This is a genomic window from Bordetella tumbae (assembly GCF_965139195.1).
Lineage (GTDB): Bacteria > Pseudomonadota > Gammaproteobacteria > Burkholderiales > Burkholderiaceae_B > Bordetella_A > Bordetella_A tumbae.
Window position 1 is genome coordinate 167,289 of the sequence record NZ_CBCSJH010000009.1, and the last position, 16,038, is coordinate 183,326.

Consider the following 16,038-nt stretch of genomic DNA (forward strand, 5'->3'; position numbering starts at 1 on the left):
CCGCGCACGACTCGGTACCTCAGGAGGAAAAAAAGCCCTCAGAATGTAGAGCACCTGAGGGCTTTCTTCCTTACGACTACCGAATTGGCAGCGCGTTGCGCCGTTTATTTCGGCATATCGTCTTCTTGATACGCCCGGATCACGTCGGCATAGTTGCTGTCGGCCTGAAAGCCCAGCGATTTGGCGCGCGTGGCGGCGAATTCGCCGGGCCAGGATTCGACGATCTTTTTGACGGCCTCGTTTGGCTCCCACTTCACCAGATCTGCAACCTGATCGCCTGCGACCTCGCGCAGCGCGTCCACCATCGCTTTCACGCTCACCGACAGGCCAGGCAGGCTGATAGTGCGGGAGAAACCGATCGCGTCGCCGTCCAATTCATGGCCATGGATGAGGTTTTCGATCGCATAGCGCGGCGACATCAGCCACATCTTGGTCTCGGGCGAGACGGGAGCGACGGCGCTTTCGCCGTTCAAGGGCTCGCGCACGATGCCGCTGGCAAAGCTCGATGCGGCGGCATTGGGTTTGCCCGGGCGTACGCTGATCGTGGGCATGCGCAGCGTGCGGCCATCGATAAAGCCTTTGCGGCTGTAATCAGACACCATCAACTCGCCAGAGACCTTTTGCGCACCGTACGAGCTCATCGGCGTGGGCGCGGTGTCGTCCTGCACGATCGCAGGCAGCTTGCCACCGAAGACCGCGACCGAGCTGGTGAAAACGAAACGCGGCTTGTGGCCGAGCGTGCGGCACAAATCCAGCAGCTCGCGCGTGGCATCCAGATTGATGCGCATGCCCAGGTCGAAATCGGCCTCTGCGGCGCCGCTGACCACGGCCGCCAGATGGAACACCGAGGTCACGCTGGTGTCGATGACTTGGCGCAGCAGGGCTGCATCTGCGATGTCGCCGGTTACGACCTTGATGCGAGGGTCATCCAGGTCCGTGGGGGCCACCATATCCAGCAGGATGATCTGCTCGATTTTTTCGGGTTGGCCGCTGGCACCTTTCAGTTCGCCGCGTTCCAGCAATTTTTTGGCCAGGCGTTTGCCCAGGAAACCGGCGCCGCCGGTAATCAGTACCTTACTCATTATTTGCCTTCCGAGTTGGCACGGTACGTACGCAGCCAGGCCAGGCCGTCGCTCGTTGCCGCACGGGGTTTGTATTCGCATCCCACCCAGCCCTGATAACCCAATTGGTCCAGGGTCTGGAAAATAAAGGGGTAATTCAGTTCTTCGCCATCGGGCTCGTTGCGGCTGGGCACGCTGGCGATCTGGATGTGTCCGATCTGATCAAACATGGCGCGCAGTTTCATGACCACATCGCCTTCCATGATCTGGGCGTGATAGCAGTCGAACTGCACTTTCAGGTTGTCGGCGCCGGTGGTGCGTACGACGTCCAGCGCATCCTTTTGATAGCTCAGCAGATAGCCGGGCATATCGCGCTGGTTGATGGGTTCAAGCACGATAGTCAGGCCTGCGGCCTTGGCTTGTTCTGTCGCCCAGGCCACATTGCGGGTGTACAGGTCCAGGCGCGCTGCGCGGTCCGCGTCCGCCGGCAGCAGGCCCGCCATGACGTGCACGCGTTGATTGCCCAGCACGCTGGCATACTCGATCGCGCGCGCGATCGCGTCCTTGAATTCCTGCTCGCGTCCCGGCAGTGATGCAATGCCGCGTTCACCGCCTGCCCAATCGCCCGGAGGCGCATTGAACAACGCCTGTTCGATGCCGTTGTCGACCAGGCGCTGCTTGATCTCGGCGGCGGGAAAGTCGTAGGGGAACAGATATTCCACACCTTCAAAACCGTCTTTCGCAGCCGCTGCGATGCGATCCAGGAAGGGCAGGTCTTGGTATAGGAAGCTGAGATTGGCGGCGAATTTCAATGACATTGTGGTAGCTCCGGGAAGTGCATACAGACTGGGCGCGGCCGATAGCGGCGCGCGCCCAGAGGATGTTTAGCGGTTCACCTCGTTCTTGTTGGTCAAGAACACGGCGACGGCGCCGAGCAGCAGCATGCCGGTCAACATGTACATGCCGGCCGCCGAACTCTTCGTGGCGTCATTCAACAGGCCAATGGCGTATGGGCTGACAAAGCCGGCCAGGTTGCCCACCGAGTTGATGACGGCAATACCTGCAACCGCGCCCGCGCCGGACAAAAATGCCGTAGGCAGCGACCAGAACAAGGGCGAGCAGGTCAACGCACCGCCCGCCGCGATGGACAGGAACACCATTGCCAGCACCGTGTTGTCGGCGTACGCGGCAGAGACTGCAAATCCGATCGCACCAAACGTCGCCGGAATGATCAAGTGCCAACGACGCTCACGCATGCGGTCGGCGTTGCGGCCGATCAGGATCATCGAAATCGCGGCAACAATAAAGGGAATGGCACTGATCAAGCCGATATTGAAGGCACCTTGCACCCCGGTGGATTTCACCAGCGACGGCATCCAGAATGTCAGGCCATACTGGCCCATGACAAAGCAGAAATAGATCAGGCACATCCACCACACTCGCAGATCGGTGAATACCGCTTTGGTGGTGCCGGGGCTGGTCTTGCTCTTGGATTTGGTCTCTGCCTCGATGTCGCGGGCAACGACCGCTTTTTCGTCATCGGTGAGCCATTTGGCCGAACGCACGTCGTTATCCAGATAGAGTAGCGTCACGATACCCAGGACCAAGGCGGGCAGGGCCTCGATGACGAACATCCACTGCCAGCCGCCATGGCCCATATAGCCATTGAAATTCTGCATCAGGTAGCCGGACAGCGGTCCGCCGAAAATTCCTGACAACGGAATGGCCGCCATAAATACCGCAATCATTTTGGCGCGGCGATGTCCAGGGAACCAGTACGTCAGATACAGGATCACGCCGGGATAAAAGCCGGCCTCAGCCGCGCCCAACAGAAAGCGCAGTACATAGAACTGCGTGGGCGTAGATACAAAAAAGAAGCAGCCCGACAAAATGCCCCACGTGATCATGATGCGCGCGATCCAGATGCGAGCACCGACACGATTCATCAGCAGGTTGGAAGGCACTTCGAAAAAGAAATACCCGATAAAGAACAAGCCCGCACCCAGCCCGAACACGGTTTCCGAGAAACCCAGATCGATGGACATTTGCAGCTTGGCAAAACCGACGTTCACGCGATCCAGATAGGCGATGACATAGCAGATCATCAAGAATGGCATGATGCGCCACGCGATCTTGGAATAGACGCGGTTGGACTCCGAATGCGATACCGCGCCAGCGGTGTCGGTCACTGTTTGAGCAGTCACTGTGCTCCTCCTGCTGTTTATGAAAAGGGGTGACGAGCCGCATTGGTGGCGCAGCTCGTGTGGTAACCGGCTCAGGCGCTACCAGCGCGCCTTGAATGTCTGGCGCAATTCATCGATCGCGTCCTCGGACAGTGCCGTGCCTTGCCGTTGCATCATGAGCCACAGCTTGGCGGTTTCTTCGAGTTCTTCCAGTGCAAAAGCCGCGTTGGACGCCGAGTCGTGCCAGACGACGGGTCCCAGGCGCTCAAGCAGCACGCCGCGCACGCTGCTGGCCAAGCCCGCGATCTGTTCCGCAACTTTTGGATCGCCAGGACGGTGATAGGGAATCAGCGGAACATGGCCCACCTTCATGACGTAATACGGCGTAATGGGCGGCACCACGTCTTCCGGCTTCCATACGCCAGCCAGGGTCAGGGCCACCAGATTGGTCGAGTGCGTATGAACGACTGCATTGGCTTGCGCATTGTTGGCGTAGACGTTGCGGTGCAATGCCAATGTCTTGGATGCGCGGGCGCCAGAAATTTGTACGCCGTCGGTGCCCACTTTGCTCAATTGAGCAGGATCCAGCATGCCCAGGCAGGCATCAGTGGGAGTGATCAACCAGCCATCGGTCAAGCGCGCGCTGATGTTTCCGGACGAGCCCACGGTGTAGCCACGATTGAACAGCGCCGCCCCGATGCGGCAGATTTCCTCACGCAGTGTGCTTTCCGCGTTTGCCGCGGCGTCGATAACGTTGGCCATTACAGAGAGCCTCCCACCGCTTTCAGGGCTTTTTCAAAGAAGTCCACCGTGCCGAAATTGCCCGATTTCAAGGCCAGTGCCAATTGCGCGTCGCCATTGCCGTCGATGGCGACCGTCGCGGGTACACCGGGATCGATTTGAGGGCCGATACGCAGGGCACGTACGTCCAGGGCCTGTACCACAGCGCCCGAGGTCTCTCCGCCCGCAACCACGAAATGCGTAACGCCTTGATCCCGCAAGCTGCTTGCAACAGTCGCCAAGGCTTGTTCGACCAATTCCCCTGCGCGTTGCGTGCCCAGCTCGGCCTGCACGGCGCGGACTTCGTCTGGCGTAGCGGTTGCATAGACCAGCACCGTTTTGGGGGCATGCTCTTGCGCAAACGCCAATGCTTGTTCCACCACGTTTTCGCCCCTGGCCAGCGCCAGCGGATCAATGCGGAACGCCGGGTGAGACGCCTTCCAGTGCGCGACCTGGCCGTTGGTGGCTTTGGACGCACTGCCTGCCAGCACGATGCTGCGGCCTTCGATACTCGGCAAATCAGCGGCCGAGCCCGTGGCGCTCAACGCGCCGGTGCGCACGAAATTGCCTGGTAGTCCCAGCGCGACACCAGAGCCGCCAGTAATCAACGCCAGATCGCTGCAACCTGCGCCCAGTGTGTACAGATCATCATTCGAGATCGCATCGGCAATTGCCATCCGGATGCCGGCTTCACGCAAGCTTGCAATCTTCGCCTTGATGGCGTCGGCGCCTTTCTTCACCGTATTCGCGTCAATCAGGCCCACTTTGGATGGAGTCTGACGTTGCAGTACCCGGACCAGATTGGCGTCGCGCATCGGCGTGAGCGGGTGGTTTTCCATCCCCGACTCATTTAGCAATGTGTCGTTCACAAACAAATGGCCGTGATACACCGTGCGGCCGTTCTCGGGGAACGCGGGGCACGCGATCGTAAAGTCCGCGCCCAGTGCTTGCAGCAATGCGTCCGCCACAGGTCCGATATTGCCCTGGTCGGTCGAGTCGAACGTCGAGCAGTATTTGAAGAAAAACTGCGTGCAACCCTGAGTTTGCAGCCACTTCAAGGCGGCCAGCGATTGCTCGACGGCATCTTGCGGTGCGATGGTGCGCGATTTCAGCGCGACGACGATGGCGTCCACATCCTGCACCGGCGCGGCAGGCACGCCGATGGTTTGAATCGTGCGCATACCCTCGCGCACCAGCATGTTGGCCAAATCAGTAGCGCCGGTAAAATCGTCGGCGATGCAGCCCAGCAAAGGCTTACCAGATGTCATGACGGAGATCCTGGGATAGCAGAGAAAAAAGTTGAATATGCTGTGTGCCTGCATCATCGATGCAGNCACGGCGTTTAATGCGTGTTGGGGTCGCGTTTAGGCGGGACTTCAATACCCGGGAAAATCTTGATGACCGCAGAGTCGTCCTCACCACCATGTCCGGCTGTCGAGGCCTGCATGAACATCTGGTGTGCAGTGGCCGACAGCGGCAGCGGGAATTTGCTGGCGCGGGCCGTATCCAGGACCAGACCCAGATCTTTCACGAAAATATCGACGGCCGACAACGGCGTGTAATCGCCGTTCAGGATGTGCGGCACGCGGTTTTCGAACATCCACGAGTTCCCTGCGCTGTTGGTGATGACCTCGTACAACGCATCAGGGTCCACGCCTTCGCGCAGGCCCAAGGCCATGGCCTCGGCCGACGCGGCGATATGTACGCCTGCCAGCAATTGATTGATGATTTTGACCTTGGAGCCTTGGCCGTGTTGGTCCCCCAGCCGATACACCTTGCCGGCCATGGCAGCCAGCACATGTTCGCAGGCTGCATAGGCGGCTGCCGGGCCAGAAGTCATCATCGTCATGGTTCCCTCTGCAGCACGTGCGGCTCCGCCGGACACCGGTGCGTCCAGCATATGCAGACCCATGCCTTGCAGACGCTGACCCAGACGAATGGCAAATTCGGGAGCCACCGTGGCGCATGCGATCACGACCGAGCCGGGCTTCATTGCATGCGCCAGGCCTTGCGTGCCGTCAGCGCCAAACAACACGCTCTCGGTTTGAGCGGCGTTGACCACCAGCAGGACAACGGCGTCGCAGTGTTGACCCATCTCAGCCAGGCTCTGGCAGGCGACCCCGCCTTCAGCGGCGAAACTGTCCAACACCTGTTGCCGAACGTCATTGGCATGGACGTTCAAGCCTGCACGCAGCAACGAGCGGGCCACGCCCAGGCCCATCGCGCCCAATCCAACTATGCCTACGTTCTTCGTCATATTCGTTCCTTCGATTACGTGGATGCCATGACGTCTCGAAAGTGGTTGCGCGGACGTCAGCGTGCGTCTGGCATCGGAGCTGCATGTGCCAGGCGCGGGTGGCAGGATGTCAGGTGTCGATCCCCGCGGTATTGGCTGGACTCGTCTTGCGCTTGCGTGAGCGCGGAGTGTCCGCAATAACCTGTTTGCTGGCACCTTTCGGCTGCGCTGCCGCACGGGAGGTGCCGGCAGAGGGCTTGCGGTCTTTTGTGACCGGATGCCCTGTCAGGCTGGCTGCTGCCTGCGCACTTTGTTTCAGGCGTCGCCCAGCGTTGTACAGATGGGTTTGCGCCATGTGACGCGCAGAGACTGGATCGCCAGCGCGTATTGCATCGACCAGCGCCTGGTGTTCTTCGTGGACCTGGCGTGCAAAATCGGCGTTTTGTGCCTCGTTGTTGCGCGTAATGTGCACGGCCGCTTCCAGATACTGATTCAGGAAACGCAACGTGTTCAACAGAAACGGATTCCCTGCAGCTTGGGCGATGGTCCGGTGAAACGCCACATCGGCCAATACGCCGTCGTTGCCTTTGGCCACCTCGTGCGAGATCTCAGCCAGTGCATTTTCAATTTTTCCCAGTTGGCGCGCTGTACGTTTTATCGCCGCCTGCTCGGCCGCTTCCGCTTCCAGCGCACGTCGCACGTCCAACAACTGCAACACCGCGCTCAAGGAGCCTACATCGCCGGGGTCAATGCGCAGCGGCATGACCAGGCCATGGCGGCTGACATACACACCGCTGCCTTGGCGCGATTCGACGACTCCCTGGCTCTTCAATTGCGCCGTGGCTTCGCGCACGACGGCGCGGCTGATGCCAAATTGCTCTGCCAGCACGGCCTCGGACGGCAATTTTGCCCCCGCGGGCAGGTTGCCGTTGCTGATTTGCTCCAGCAGCGCCTGTGCGACACCGTCGCTCAGCCCCGCACGAGAATTGACTTTCTGGAACATGTCTCTGGGTTCTATTTCTAGTTGATTTACTCTGAAAACCACCCTGGTTATCAGACAACTTTGCGGAAGTTTAACCGACGAAGTCAAACTGTCAAATTCCCCCAGGGATGCTCTTTCTGCATACGGAACATCCCGCGCGGTGCCTGGATCAGTTGTCTCAAAAGACTACAGGCTCCTCCGCGTTCAAGGCAAAAAAAAGCCAGGCACTTCATAGTGCCTGGCATCAGGGACGCGATCTATTCATCCCCTTCCGACACCTATACGCAGTGTCGGCAGGGGCGTGCATGCGCTCACTCTTCTTCGACGAACGTCTCTTCACGTTTCTTGCGGATCGACGGCAACGCCACAATCACGACCAGAAACACTGCGACAGCCAACAGCGAAGCCGACAGGGGACGGTCCACGAACGTCATGAAGTCACCGCGCGACAGCAGCAGGGCGCGACGGAAGTTTTCTTCCATCATGGGGCCCAGCACCAGGCCCAGCAGCAACGGGGCGCCTTCACACTTCAGTTTCGACCAGACATAGCCGATCACACCAAAGATCGCCGTGGTGAAAATGTCGAACGTGTTGTAGTTCAACGAATACACCCCGATCGTGCAGAACACCAGAATCGCCGGATACAGGATGCGATAGGGCACTTTCAGCAGTTTGACCCACAGGCCGATCAGCGGCAGGTTCAGCACCACCAGCATCAGGTTACCGATCCACATCGAGGCGATCAGACCCCAGAACAATTCCGGGTGGCTGCTCATCACCTGAGGGCCGGGCTGAATGTTGTGGATGGTCATCGCACCCACCATCAACGCCATCACTGCGTTGCCCGGGATACCCAGGGTCAGCAGCGGGATGAACGACGTCTGTGCCGCAGCGTTGTTGGCCGACTCGGGGCCGCCCAGACCGGCCGGATGGCCTTTACCGAAGCGCTCGGGGTTCTTCGAGATCTTCTTTTCCAACGTATACGAGGCAAACGAAGACAGCACCGCGCCGCCGCCGGGCAGAATACCCAGCATCGAGCCCAGAATCGTGCCACGCACCGCAGCCGGAGCCGCTTCCTTGAACTCTTGCTTGTTCGGATACAGCGAGCCGATCTTGTCGGTAATGTCGACGCGATTCTCTTTCTGTTCCAGGTTGGTCATGATCTCGGCAAAGCCGAACACGCCCATGGCCACGATGGCAAAGTCGATACCGTCTTGCAGTTCGGGAATACCGAAATCAAAGCGGGCGACCCCCGAGTTGACGTCCGTACCCACCATACCCAGCAGCAGGCCCAGGATGATCATCGCGATCGCCTTGGGCAGCGAGCCCGAGGCCAGCACCACCGCACCCACCAGACCCAAGGTCATCAGCGAGAAATACTCGGCGGGGCCGAACTTAAAGGCGACTTCAGCCAATGGGGGCGCAAAAGCGGCCAGCAACAGCGTTGCGACGCAGCCGGCAAAGAACGAACCCATGGCGGCAATTGCCAGTGCGGCGCCCGCCCGTCCGTTACGCGCCATCTGGTGGCCGTCGAGCACAGTCACCACGGCGGACGTCTCCCCAGGGAGTGCCACCAGGATAGCCGTGGTCGAACCGCCATACTGCGCACCGTAATAAATACCGGCCAACATGATCAGGCCGGCTACCGGCGGCAGCACGTACGTGATCGGCAGCAGCATCGCGATCGTCGGAACAGGGCCAATCCCGGGCAACACCCCGATCAAGGTACCCAGAATACAACCCAGCAAAGCGTATAGCAGGTTCTCGGGCGTGAACGCCACCGAGAATCCCAGCATCAAGTGATCAAATAATTCCATGGCCGAAGACTCCTTAGTTCATGCCTAGAAACGACGGCCACAGCGGGAAAATCAGCCCCAGCCCTTTGATGAATGCCAGATACGAGAACACCACCAGGAAAATGCCGTTGCCGATGGCCACTTTCAGGTTGAACTCGTGGCTGGCCAGGCTGCTGACGACGACCAGTGCAAAGACCGAGATATAGACACCCAGCAATTTCAGGATCAGGGCGTACAACACGACGGATCCGATCACCAGGAAGGTGATGCGCCAGTCGAATTTGTCGACATGGGTCTCCGTTGCTTTTTTGCTCAGCGAACCAAGCAGCACAATGGCGCCCAGTAAGGCCAGGACTAATCCCAGCGCGAAAGGAAAGTACCCCGGCCCCATCCGGGCGGCAGTCCCCATTTGATAGCTCGTCGATTGCCAAGCGGCTGCCAATCCGATGGCGATGAACATCACCCCGGACCAGAAATCCTGCCGATTGCGTAGCTGCATGGTCTACTCCTATTTACAGCATGTGAGTTAAAGCCAAGTCGTTCAATGAACGATGCTCTGAAAAAATGAACACCTCGTCGTGCTGCTCGTTGTTATGAAATCGAGGTGCGTCTTTTGAGCAGGGCGCATGGTAGCGAAGGGGCCTGGGCCTGCAAACCCAAGCGGTTCGAGATGCGGATGGGGTTTTCCCTAAAACTGGCATCCAAGTTGTAACCTTGGGCCACTACCGGTCCAAAATGAAAGCAAAATGAAAGTAAATAGAAAGACAGGCGAAAGCCTGTGATCGATCAACGCTTGATCAACGCAAGTCCTGTGTCAGAATTCTTTGGTACCAGCAGTTTTGAGTTGTTAGCTGCAAGTCCTACAGAATATTGCTGGTTTTCTCACGTTGCGTATGGCCTCCCAGCCAATGCGCGGATGGTTTACGATAGCGCCCATGCTGCAAGATCTAGATCAACTCGCCGCCCGTATCGGGCAATTAGTGCAACGCACCCGGCAACTTCAGGCCGAGCGTGATGCGTTGCGTATCAGCCTGGGCCAAAGCGAAGCCGCTCAGCGTGCATTAGAGCAACGCTGCAACGAGCGTCAGGCCGAAATTTTGGTGCTGCAGACCAAATTGCAGGAGCACGACGGGGCGGTCGAAGACCTCCTGTCCGAGGCGCGCCAGTCAGAAATAGATCTGCGTGCGCAGCTTGCCCGCCAAATATCCGAGCAGCAGACGCTCGAATCTCGTGCCCAGACTCGCGAGGCGGAATTGCTCGGCAGCCTCAATGCCAAAGACACGGATCTGCAACGCCTGCGTGTCGCCACAGATGCCGCCCGCGAGCGGATCGATAGCGTGTTGGCGCGTCTGCCGGGCGCTGCCGCCGAAGACCAATCCTCCGGAGCGCAGCCCTGATGGAACGTATTGATGTCACGATATTGGGGCGCGATTATTCTCTCGCGTGCTCCACCGAAGAAAAGCCCACCCTGTTGGCCGCCGTGCGCCACGTTGATCAGCTCATGCTGCGTATCCAGGGTTCTGGCAAAGTCTCCAGTAACGAACGCATTGCCGTCATGGCGGCTTTGCAGATTGCCAGCGAGTTGTTATCTATGAAAGCGCCCGACGGTCCCCTCGGAGGTTTGGCGGTAGGCGAGTTCAAGGGTAGAATCGAACACATGAATTCCCTGCTTGACGACGCATTGTCGAAACAGGGGTAGCAGTACGGACTTCGGTCCCCAGCGTGTCGGTATCACGCATGATTTGATGTTTTTTCAGTTTGTCCCTGCCGTGCTCGTGACCTGGCCATACATTCTCTGAACCTATGTCTTACGGCATATTGGTTGCGTGAATGGTGAGTGGGAGTGATTGTCTACCCGTAGACGAACCCGAAGCTCAACGGATCGCGACCACCTTGAACCTCACGGTTCGAGATGCCGGCCTAGACGGCACAGGCGGGGCATCTATTCCGGCGGACCTGGGTTTTCTCTCAGGTCCGCGCCGGATGCCTCTCTTTCCCACTCTCTTATACAGGTCTGTCATGATGCACTCCTTTCGCGTGCCTTCATTGAACCGTCTTGCGGCTGCCTGCTGCGCCGCATTCGCCTTGACGGCCGCGCCGTTGGCGCATGCTCAGCAACCGCCTGCGCCGCCTCGCGCGCCTGCGCCTGCTGTACATCCCGACGAACGCGTGCCCGAATTGACGCTGCAGGCGTCTGCCTCTGCCGATGTGCAGCAGGACACCGTTCGCATCACGCTGGCCGCAGAGTTCGATGCCGACTCACAGACCAAGGCCACGACCCAATTGAGTACAGTGCTTGATGAGACCGTCAAGCGTACCGAGGGTGCAAAGGGCATCCAGGTCCACACCAGCGGCTACAACGTGTGGCCCAACACGGACGAAAAAGGCAAAATCCAGAATTGGCGCGCACGCGGAGAAATCATCCTCGAGTCCAAGGACTTTGCCGCTGCCTCGGCATTGGCCTCCAAGCTGTCCGACAAGGTCGCCATATCGCAAATCAGTTTCTCGCTGTCACGCGAGGCGCGCGACGCTGCGGAAAAGAAACTGCTCAGTCAGGCGGCCGATGCCTTTCTGGCGCGAGCACAGGCCGCGGCCCAGGCTTTCGGCTATAGCAGCTATCGCGTGCAACAGCTCGAGCTGAGCGGAGGCGGTTCACCGGTCCCGGTACCGAGACCGATGGGTGCGATGGCCAAAAGCAGCCTCAGCAGTGCAGCCGGCTACGCCGATGCACCGCTCGAGGCAGGCCAGGTCACCGTGACGCTTTCCGTCAACGGGACTGTCGCTTTGCAGTAAAGAAAAACATCACGACGCCGATGAGCACCATGGGCAGGGACAGCCACTGTCCCATGCTCATGCCTCCGGCGAGCAAGCCCAGAAAATTATCCGGTTCGCGCGTGAACTCCACCAAAAAGCGGAATGCGCCATAACCGATCAAAAACAGTGCGCTCACTTGACCGAGGGGGCGAGGCTTGCTGGAAAACCACCAGAGCAGGGCGAACAGCACAATGCCCTCCAACCCCAGTTCATAAAGCTGCGAGGGGTGGCGCGGCACATCGGTGCCCGATTGCGGAAATACCATCGCCCAGGGCACATCAGTGGCGCGGCCCCAGAGCTCGCCATTGATAAAGTTACCCAGACGGCCTGCACCCAGGCCCAGGGGAATGAGCGGGGCGATGAAATCACTGATCGTAAAGAACGACACCTTCTTTTTACGCGCAAACAGCAGCATCACCAGGATCACGCCGATCAGCCCGCCGTGGAAAGACATCCCACCTTCCCAGAGGTAAAAGATTTCCAGGGGATGGGTCAGGTAATAGCCGGGTTTATAAAACAGCACATAGCCCAGACGGCCGCCCACCACCACGCCCAGCACGCTGTAGAAAATAATATCTTCCAGGTCGCGCGTATTGAGCGCCGGCGTGTGGCCGCGTGTCAGGCGTCGCCGGCCCAACAAATAAACCAGTGCAAATCCGACGAGATACATCAGGCCGTACCAATGAATAGCGACGGGGCCGATGCTCAGGGCAATAGGGTCAAACTCGGGATGGTGCAGCATAATCCGCCATGCAATAAAAGATTGGGTCGATAATAACCGGCACAGGTGTCGTTATGCCGCTCGGTATGTAATGACTCTCAAGGAAATGCCGAATCAGTTGGGCCAGTAAATTTTCCATATCCAGGAAAATCAAAGACCTGGACGCTCTTGAACTTGCTACATTCGACTTATTCAGCGCGATTCCTTGATTTTCTTGCTCCTCAGCAAGAAGCGAGCTGGGCGGCACCCTGTTCAGGAGCGCCCAATATGGAGACAGACCATGCCCAATAACGAACGTTCACGCCACGTGACCCATGGCGTCGCCCGTGCGCCCAATCGGGCGATGTATTACGCTCTGGGCTACCAAGAATCCGATTTTGATAATCCCATGATTGGAGTGGCCAATGGTCACTCCACCATTACGCCTTGTAATAGCGGCCTGCAGCGCTTGGCCGACGCCGCCATCGATGCGATTCGTGAGTCGCGCGCCAATCCCCAGGTATTTGGCACGCCCACCATCTCCGATGGCATGTCCATGGGCACCGAGGGCATGAAATATTCCCTGGTTTCGCGCGAGGTGATTGCCGACTGTATCGAAACGGCGGTTCAAGGGCAGTGGATGGATGGCGTGGTCGTCATCGGGGGCTGCGACAAAAACATGCCGGGCGGCATGATCGCGCTGGCCCGCACCAACGTCCCGGGTATTTATGTATATGGCGGCACCATCAAGCCCGGCCATTACCAAGGCAAAGACCTGACCATCGTCTCGGTGTTCGAGGCCGTGGGCGAGTTCACCATGGGGCGTATGGACCAGGAAGACTTCAAGCAAATCGAGAAATGCGCGATTCCGGGTTCGGGATCCTGTGGCGGGATGTACACCGCCAACACGATGAGCTCTGCCTTCGAGGCGCTGGGTATGAGCTTGCCGTATTCCAGCACGATGGCCAACGAAGACGACGAAAAAATCGTATCCGCGGCCGAGTCGGCCCGGGTTCTGGTCGATGCCGTACGGCGCGGCGTGCGACCACGCGACATCATTACCCGCGAATCCATCGAAAATGCCGTGTCCGTCATTATGGCCACGGGCGGCTCGACCAACGCGGTGCTGCATTTTCTGGCCATCGCGCATGCGGCTGAGGTCCCCTGGACGATCGATGACTTCGAGCGTATTCGGCGCCGTGTCCCCGTTATTTGCGATTTAAAACCATCCGGCCGCTACGTCGCCACCGATCTGCATCGTGCGGGCGGAATTCCGCAAGTGATGAAACTCCTGCTGGACGCGGGATTGCTGCATGGGGATTGCATCACCATTACTGGCAAAACCATCGCAGAAACTTTGGCAGACGTTCCTGCGGTACCTCGTTCAGATCAAGATGTGATTCGGCCGATAGACCGCGCTCTGTATCCTCAGGGGCATCTGGCCATTCTCAAGGGCAACTTATCTCCCGAGGGATGCGTCGCCAAAATCACGGGCCTGAAGAATCCCGTCATCACCGGCCCTGCCCGCGTTTTCGATTCCGAAGACGAAGCCATGACAGCCATCATGGACCGTCGGATCCAGCACGGCGACATCGTCGTCATCCGTTACGAGGGCCCCAAAGGCGGCCCGGGAATGCGCGAAATGTTGGCGCCGACCTCCGCGTTGATTGGCCAGGGATTGGGCGAGACTGTGGGTTTGATCACCGATGGCCGTTTTTCGGGCGGAACCTGGGGCATGGTCGTCGGGCATGTGGCTCCCGAGGCCTATGTTGGTGGTCCCATTGCCCTCATTCAAGAGGGCGATTCAGTTACCATCGACGCTCATCAGCTGCTGCTGCAGCTCAATATTTCCGACGAAGAGTTGGCGTCGCGTCGACAGGCCTGGGTCCAGCCCAAACCGCGGTACACCAGGGGCGTTCTGGCTAAATTCGGCAAATTGGCCAGCACGGCCAGCCGAGGAGCGGTGACAGACGCCTTTGAGTCCTGACAATTTGAGCTCAGGCCCGGTTGGCCACGCAGTTGTGCGAAAGGGGGCGGCAGTCAGGAGGCCGGCAGCCGAAATCCAGGATGTCGCCGTTTCGCGATTTTGATGTGTTTTTTGAACTTGAGACAGCACGGATGTATGTAACGACAGGCAGGACGGCCGCCATTGTTTTCGGCCTATGGACAATCATTCTGTCCCCCATTGGTGCGCAAGCGGCCGACCAATCTACAGGCGAGGCCTTGGCGCAAAGCAAAGCCTGTATGGCGTGTCACCAAGTCGACAGCAAACGCGTGGGGCCGCCATTGCGCAGTATCGGGGAACGATACGCCGCGGCGGGCGAGGGCGACGCCATGGTGCAGTACCTGACAGGCAAAATCCGCTCCGGCGGACGAGGCGTCTGGGGGGCCGTACCCATGCCGGCTCAACCACAGGTCAGTGAAGAGGATGCCCGCACGTTGGCCGAGTGGGTGCTATCTCTGGCGCCGGCTAAATCAAAGTAGTCCCGGCTGACTTGGTCTTTATGCCTTTATATATAGCGGCCCGTCTCCATATCTGTCCCTCTATCTATATATAGAGCGACGGCGCCATTCCTATCTGCTATCTAGATATAGTAGATAGCAGCGGCAGAGAAATGCCTATTGAATAAGGAACCATGATCATGTCGGAACCCACATCTTCCCCGGTTACCGAGGTTGCCATCCTGGGCGGAGGCTGCTTCTGGTGCGTCGAGGCCGTCCTCGAGGATTTGCGCGGCGTCGTCAGCGTGCTGCCCGGCTATAGCGGCGGCCATGTCGATCATCCGTCGTACGAGCAGGTCTGCGGTAAAGCCACCGGTCATATCGAAGTCGCCCGCGTCGAGTTCGATCCCTCAGTATTGTCCTATGCCGACCTGTTGCGGGTATTTTTCGCGACGCATGACCCGACCACTCCGGGGCGTCAGGGTAATGACGTGGGCCCCCAGTACGAGTCCGCCATCTTTTGGCAAAACGAGACCCAGCGCGAGCAGGCCCAGACCGTTATCGCCGAAGTCGATGCGCAGCATATTTATGATGCGCCCATTGTGACCCAGCTGCGCGAGCCCGCCACGTTCTGGCCCGCAGAGGACTATCACCGTAATTACTTTGAATTGCATCCCGAACAGGGCTACTGCCAATTCGTGATTGCGCCAAAGGTCGCGAAATTCCGTAAACAATTCAGCGATCGACTGAAAAAACACGGTTAATACCCGTTCTTTCCTGGGGACGACTGGCTTTCAAGCCTCTCGTCCCCAATTTTTTTGGGGATTTCAGAAAAAAGTGCCGGTATTGCCGTAACGGCTTTGTAATGTGTGCTATAGTCTCGCTCCTTCGCTGCTTGAACACGAACTCAGACGAAACGCAGTTTCAGACGAGACGGATTCAGGCGGTGGGGCCGAAGTGGTGACGCAGTAAATTCCCGCGATGATGATTATTTGAGATCTAGTTGCACCGAATTTAAAAAGTGTGTTAATATTTCGGGCTCGG

General features: G+C 58.6%; 16 protein-coding genes and 1 other RNA gene. 7 read left to right on the plus strand and 10 right to left on the minus strand.

Annotated elements, in window-relative coordinates:
• Positions 1 to 104 precede the first annotated feature (104 nt).
• The 9 genes from denD to ACNA0J_RS13050 form a co-directional block, all read right to left on the minus strand.
• Positions 105 to 1,082 carry a D-erythronate dehydrogenase gene (denD, locus tag ACNA0J_RS13010; protein ID WP_415819269.1) on the minus strand — a complete coding sequence of 326 codons (978 nt, stop codon included), beginning with the start codon at positions 1,080 to 1,082 and terminating at the stop codon, positions 105 to 107.
• Positions 1,082 to 1,879, minus strand: coding sequence for a 2-oxo-tetronate isomerase (gene otnI, locus ACNA0J_RS13015; protein WP_415819270.1), 798 nt, complete (start codon positions 1,877 to 1,879; stop codon positions 1,082 to 1,084). Before otnI ends, denD begins: the two co-directional genes overlap by 1 nt.
• Positions 1,880 to 1,945: 66 nt before the next feature.
• The gene (locus ACNA0J_RS13020; protein ID WP_415819271.1) at positions 1,946 to 3,265 is read right to left on the minus strand and encodes an MFS transporter; all 1,320 of its coding nucleotides are present in this window, start codon (positions 3,263 to 3,265) and stop codon (positions 1,946 to 1,948) included.
• A 78-nt stretch (positions 3,266 to 3,343) separates the two neighbouring features.
• Positions 3,344 to 4,006 carry a 3-oxo-tetronate 4-phosphate decarboxylase gene (otnC, locus tag ACNA0J_RS13025; RefSeq protein WP_415819272.1) on the minus strand — a complete coding sequence of 221 codons (663 nt, stop codon included), beginning with the start codon at positions 4,004 to 4,006 and terminating at the stop codon, positions 3,344 to 3,346.
• Positions 4,006 to 5,292 (minus strand): 3-oxo-tetronate kinase, encoded by a 1,287-nt coding sequence (gene otnK / locus ACNA0J_RS13030; RefSeq protein ID WP_415819273.1) that lies wholly within the window; start codon positions 5,290 to 5,292, stop codon positions 4,006 to 4,008. Before otnK ends, otnC begins: the two co-directional genes overlap by 1 nt.
• A gap of 74 nt (positions 5,293 to 5,366) precedes the next feature.
• The gene (gene ltnD / locus ACNA0J_RS13035) at positions 5,367 to 6,281 is read right to left on the minus strand and encodes an L-threonate dehydrogenase (protein WP_415819274.1); all 915 of its coding nucleotides are present in this window, start codon (positions 6,279 to 6,281) and stop codon (positions 5,367 to 5,369) included.
• Positions 6,282 to 6,390: 109 nt separating this feature from the next.
• On the minus strand, positions 6,391 to 7,263 hold the full coding sequence (locus ACNA0J_RS13040; RefSeq protein WP_415819275.1) for a FadR/GntR family transcriptional regulator: 873 nt from the start codon (positions 7,261 to 7,263) through the stop codon (positions 6,391 to 6,393).
• Between the two features lie 290 nt (positions 7,264 to 7,553).
• Positions 7,554 to 9,059, minus strand: coding sequence for a tripartite tricarboxylate transporter permease (locus ACNA0J_RS13045; protein WP_415819276.1), 1,506 nt, complete (start codon positions 9,057 to 9,059; stop codon positions 7,554 to 7,556).
• 13 nt (positions 9,060 to 9,072) lie between these two features.
• A complete protein-coding gene (locus ACNA0J_RS13050) occupies positions 9,073 to 9,537 on the minus strand; it encodes a tripartite tricarboxylate transporter TctB family protein (RefSeq protein ID WP_415819277.1) in 465 nt (154 codons plus the stop codon).
• Positions 9,538 to 9,973: 436 nt separating this feature from the next.
• Between ACNA0J_RS13050 and ACNA0J_RS13055 the strand changes: the two genes are divergently transcribed.
• The 4 genes from ACNA0J_RS13055 to ACNA0J_RS13070 all read left to right on the plus strand — a co-directional run bounded on the left by ACNA0J_RS13055 (position 9,974) and on the right by ACNA0J_RS13070 (position 11,831).
• Positions 9,974 to 10,435 (plus strand): hypothetical protein, encoded by a 462-nt coding sequence (locus tag ACNA0J_RS13055; protein WP_415819278.1) that lies wholly within the window; start codon positions 9,974 to 9,976, stop codon positions 10,433 to 10,435.
• Positions 10,435 to 10,737, plus strand: a complete 303-nt coding sequence (locus ACNA0J_RS13060; protein WP_415819279.1) for a cell division protein ZapA — start codon at positions 10,435 to 10,437, stop codon at positions 10,735 to 10,737. The genes ACNA0J_RS13055 and ACNA0J_RS13060 overlap by 1 nt, the downstream gene beginning before the upstream one ends.
• A 59-nt stretch (positions 10,738 to 10,796) precedes the next feature.
• Positions 10,797 to 10,982: non-coding RNA, 6S RNA (ssrS, locus tag ACNA0J_RS13065), on the plus strand.
• A 78-nt stretch (positions 10,983 to 11,060) separates the two neighbouring features.
• Positions 11,061 to 11,831, plus strand: a complete 771-nt coding sequence (locus ACNA0J_RS13070) for an SIMPL domain-containing protein (protein WP_415819294.1) — start codon at positions 11,061 to 11,063, stop codon at positions 11,829 to 11,831.
• On the opposite strand, the gene lgt is transcribed toward ACNA0J_RS13070, so the two are convergent.
• A complete protein-coding gene (gene lgt, locus ACNA0J_RS13075; RefSeq protein WP_415819280.1) occupies positions 11,806 to 12,594 on the minus strand; it encodes a prolipoprotein diacylglyceryl transferase in 789 nt (262 codons plus the stop codon). The two genes, ACNA0J_RS13070 and lgt, sit on opposite strands and share 26 nt — an antisense overlap.
• 259 nt (positions 12,595 to 12,853) lie before the next feature.
• Here lgt and ilvD point away from each other — a divergent pair, with 259 nt between their 5' ends.
• The 3 genes from ilvD (at position 12,854) to msrA (ending at position 15,758) form a co-directional block, all read left to right on the plus strand.
• Positions 12,854 to 14,539, plus strand: a complete 1,686-nt coding sequence (ilvD, locus tag ACNA0J_RS13080) for a dihydroxy-acid dehydratase (protein ID WP_415819281.1) — start codon at positions 12,854 to 12,856, stop codon at positions 14,537 to 14,539.
• A gap of 131 nt (positions 14,540 to 14,670) precedes the next feature.
• Positions 14,671 to 15,036 carry a c-type cytochrome gene (locus ACNA0J_RS13085; RefSeq protein WP_415819282.1) on the plus strand — a complete coding sequence of 122 codons (366 nt, stop codon included), beginning with the start codon at positions 14,671 to 14,673 and terminating at the stop codon, positions 15,034 to 15,036.
• A 158-nt stretch (positions 15,037 to 15,194) separates the two neighbouring features.
• Positions 15,195 to 15,758: a peptide-methionine (S)-S-oxide reductase MsrA gene (gene msrA / locus ACNA0J_RS13090; RefSeq protein WP_415819283.1), complete on the plus strand. Its 564-nt coding sequence runs from the start codon at positions 15,195 to 15,197 to the stop codon at positions 15,756 to 15,758.
• Positions 15,759 to 16,038 lie beyond the last annotated feature (280 nt).

What these genes read in the sequence shown, in the direction of transcription:
- denD (WP_415819269.1), bottom strand. Translation starts at nt 1,082, where the DNA reads ATGAGTAAGGTACTGATTACCGGCGGCGCCGGTTTCCTGGGCAAACGC.
- ACNA0J_RS13050 (WP_415819277.1), bottom strand. Translation starts at nt 9,537, where the DNA reads ATGCAGCTACGCAATCGGCAGGATTTCTGGTCCGGGGTGATGTTCATC.
- ACNA0J_RS13045 (WP_415819276.1), bottom strand. Translation starts at nt 9,059, where the DNA reads ATGGAATTATTTGATCACTTGATGCTGGGATTCTCGGTGGCGTTCACG.
- ACNA0J_RS13060 (WP_415819279.1), top strand. Translation starts at nt 10,435, where the DNA reads ATGGAACGTATTGATGTCACGATATTGGGGCGCGATTATTCTCTCGCG.
- ACNA0J_RS13040 (WP_415819275.1), bottom strand. Translation starts at nt 7,263, where the DNA reads ATGTTCCAGAAAGTCAATTCTCGTGCGGGGCTGAGCGACGGTGTCGCA.
- otnK (WP_415819273.1), bottom strand. Translation starts at nt 5,292, where the DNA reads ATGACATCTGGTAAGCCTTTGCTGGGCTGCATCGCCGACGATTTTACC.
- ltnD (WP_415819274.1), bottom strand. Translation starts at nt 6,281, where the DNA reads ATGACGAAGAACGTAGGCATAGTTGGATTGGGCGCGATGGGCCTGGGC.
- ACNA0J_RS13085 (WP_415819282.1), top strand. Translation starts at nt 14,671, where the DNA reads ATGTATGTAACGACAGGCAGGACGGCCGCCATTGTTTTCGGCCTATGG.
- otnI (WP_415819270.1), bottom strand. Translation starts at nt 1,879, where the DNA reads ATGTCATTGAAATTCGCCGCCAATCTCAGCTTCCTATACCAAGACCTG.
- msrA (WP_415819283.1), top strand. Translation starts at nt 15,195, where the DNA reads ATGTCGGAACCCACATCTTCCCCGGTTACCGAGGTTGCCATCCTGGGC.
- ACNA0J_RS13055 (WP_415819278.1), top strand. Translation starts at nt 9,974, where the DNA reads ATGCTGCAAGATCTAGATCAACTCGCCGCCCGTATCGGGCAATTAGTG.
- ilvD (WP_415819281.1), top strand. Translation starts at nt 12,854, where the DNA reads ATGCCCAATAACGAACGTTCACGCCACGTGACCCATGGCGTCGCCCGT.
- ACNA0J_RS13070 (WP_415819294.1), top strand. Translation starts at nt 11,061, where the DNA reads ATGCACTCCTTTCGCGTGCCTTCATTGAACCGTCTTGCGGCTGCCTGC.
- otnC (WP_415819272.1), bottom strand. Translation starts at nt 4,006, where the DNA reads ATGGCCAACGTTATCGACGCCGCGGCAAACGCGGAAAGCACACTGCGT.
- lgt (WP_415819280.1), bottom strand. Translation starts at nt 12,594, where the DNA reads ATGCTGCACCATCCCGAGTTTGACCCTATTGCCCTGAGCATCGGCCCC.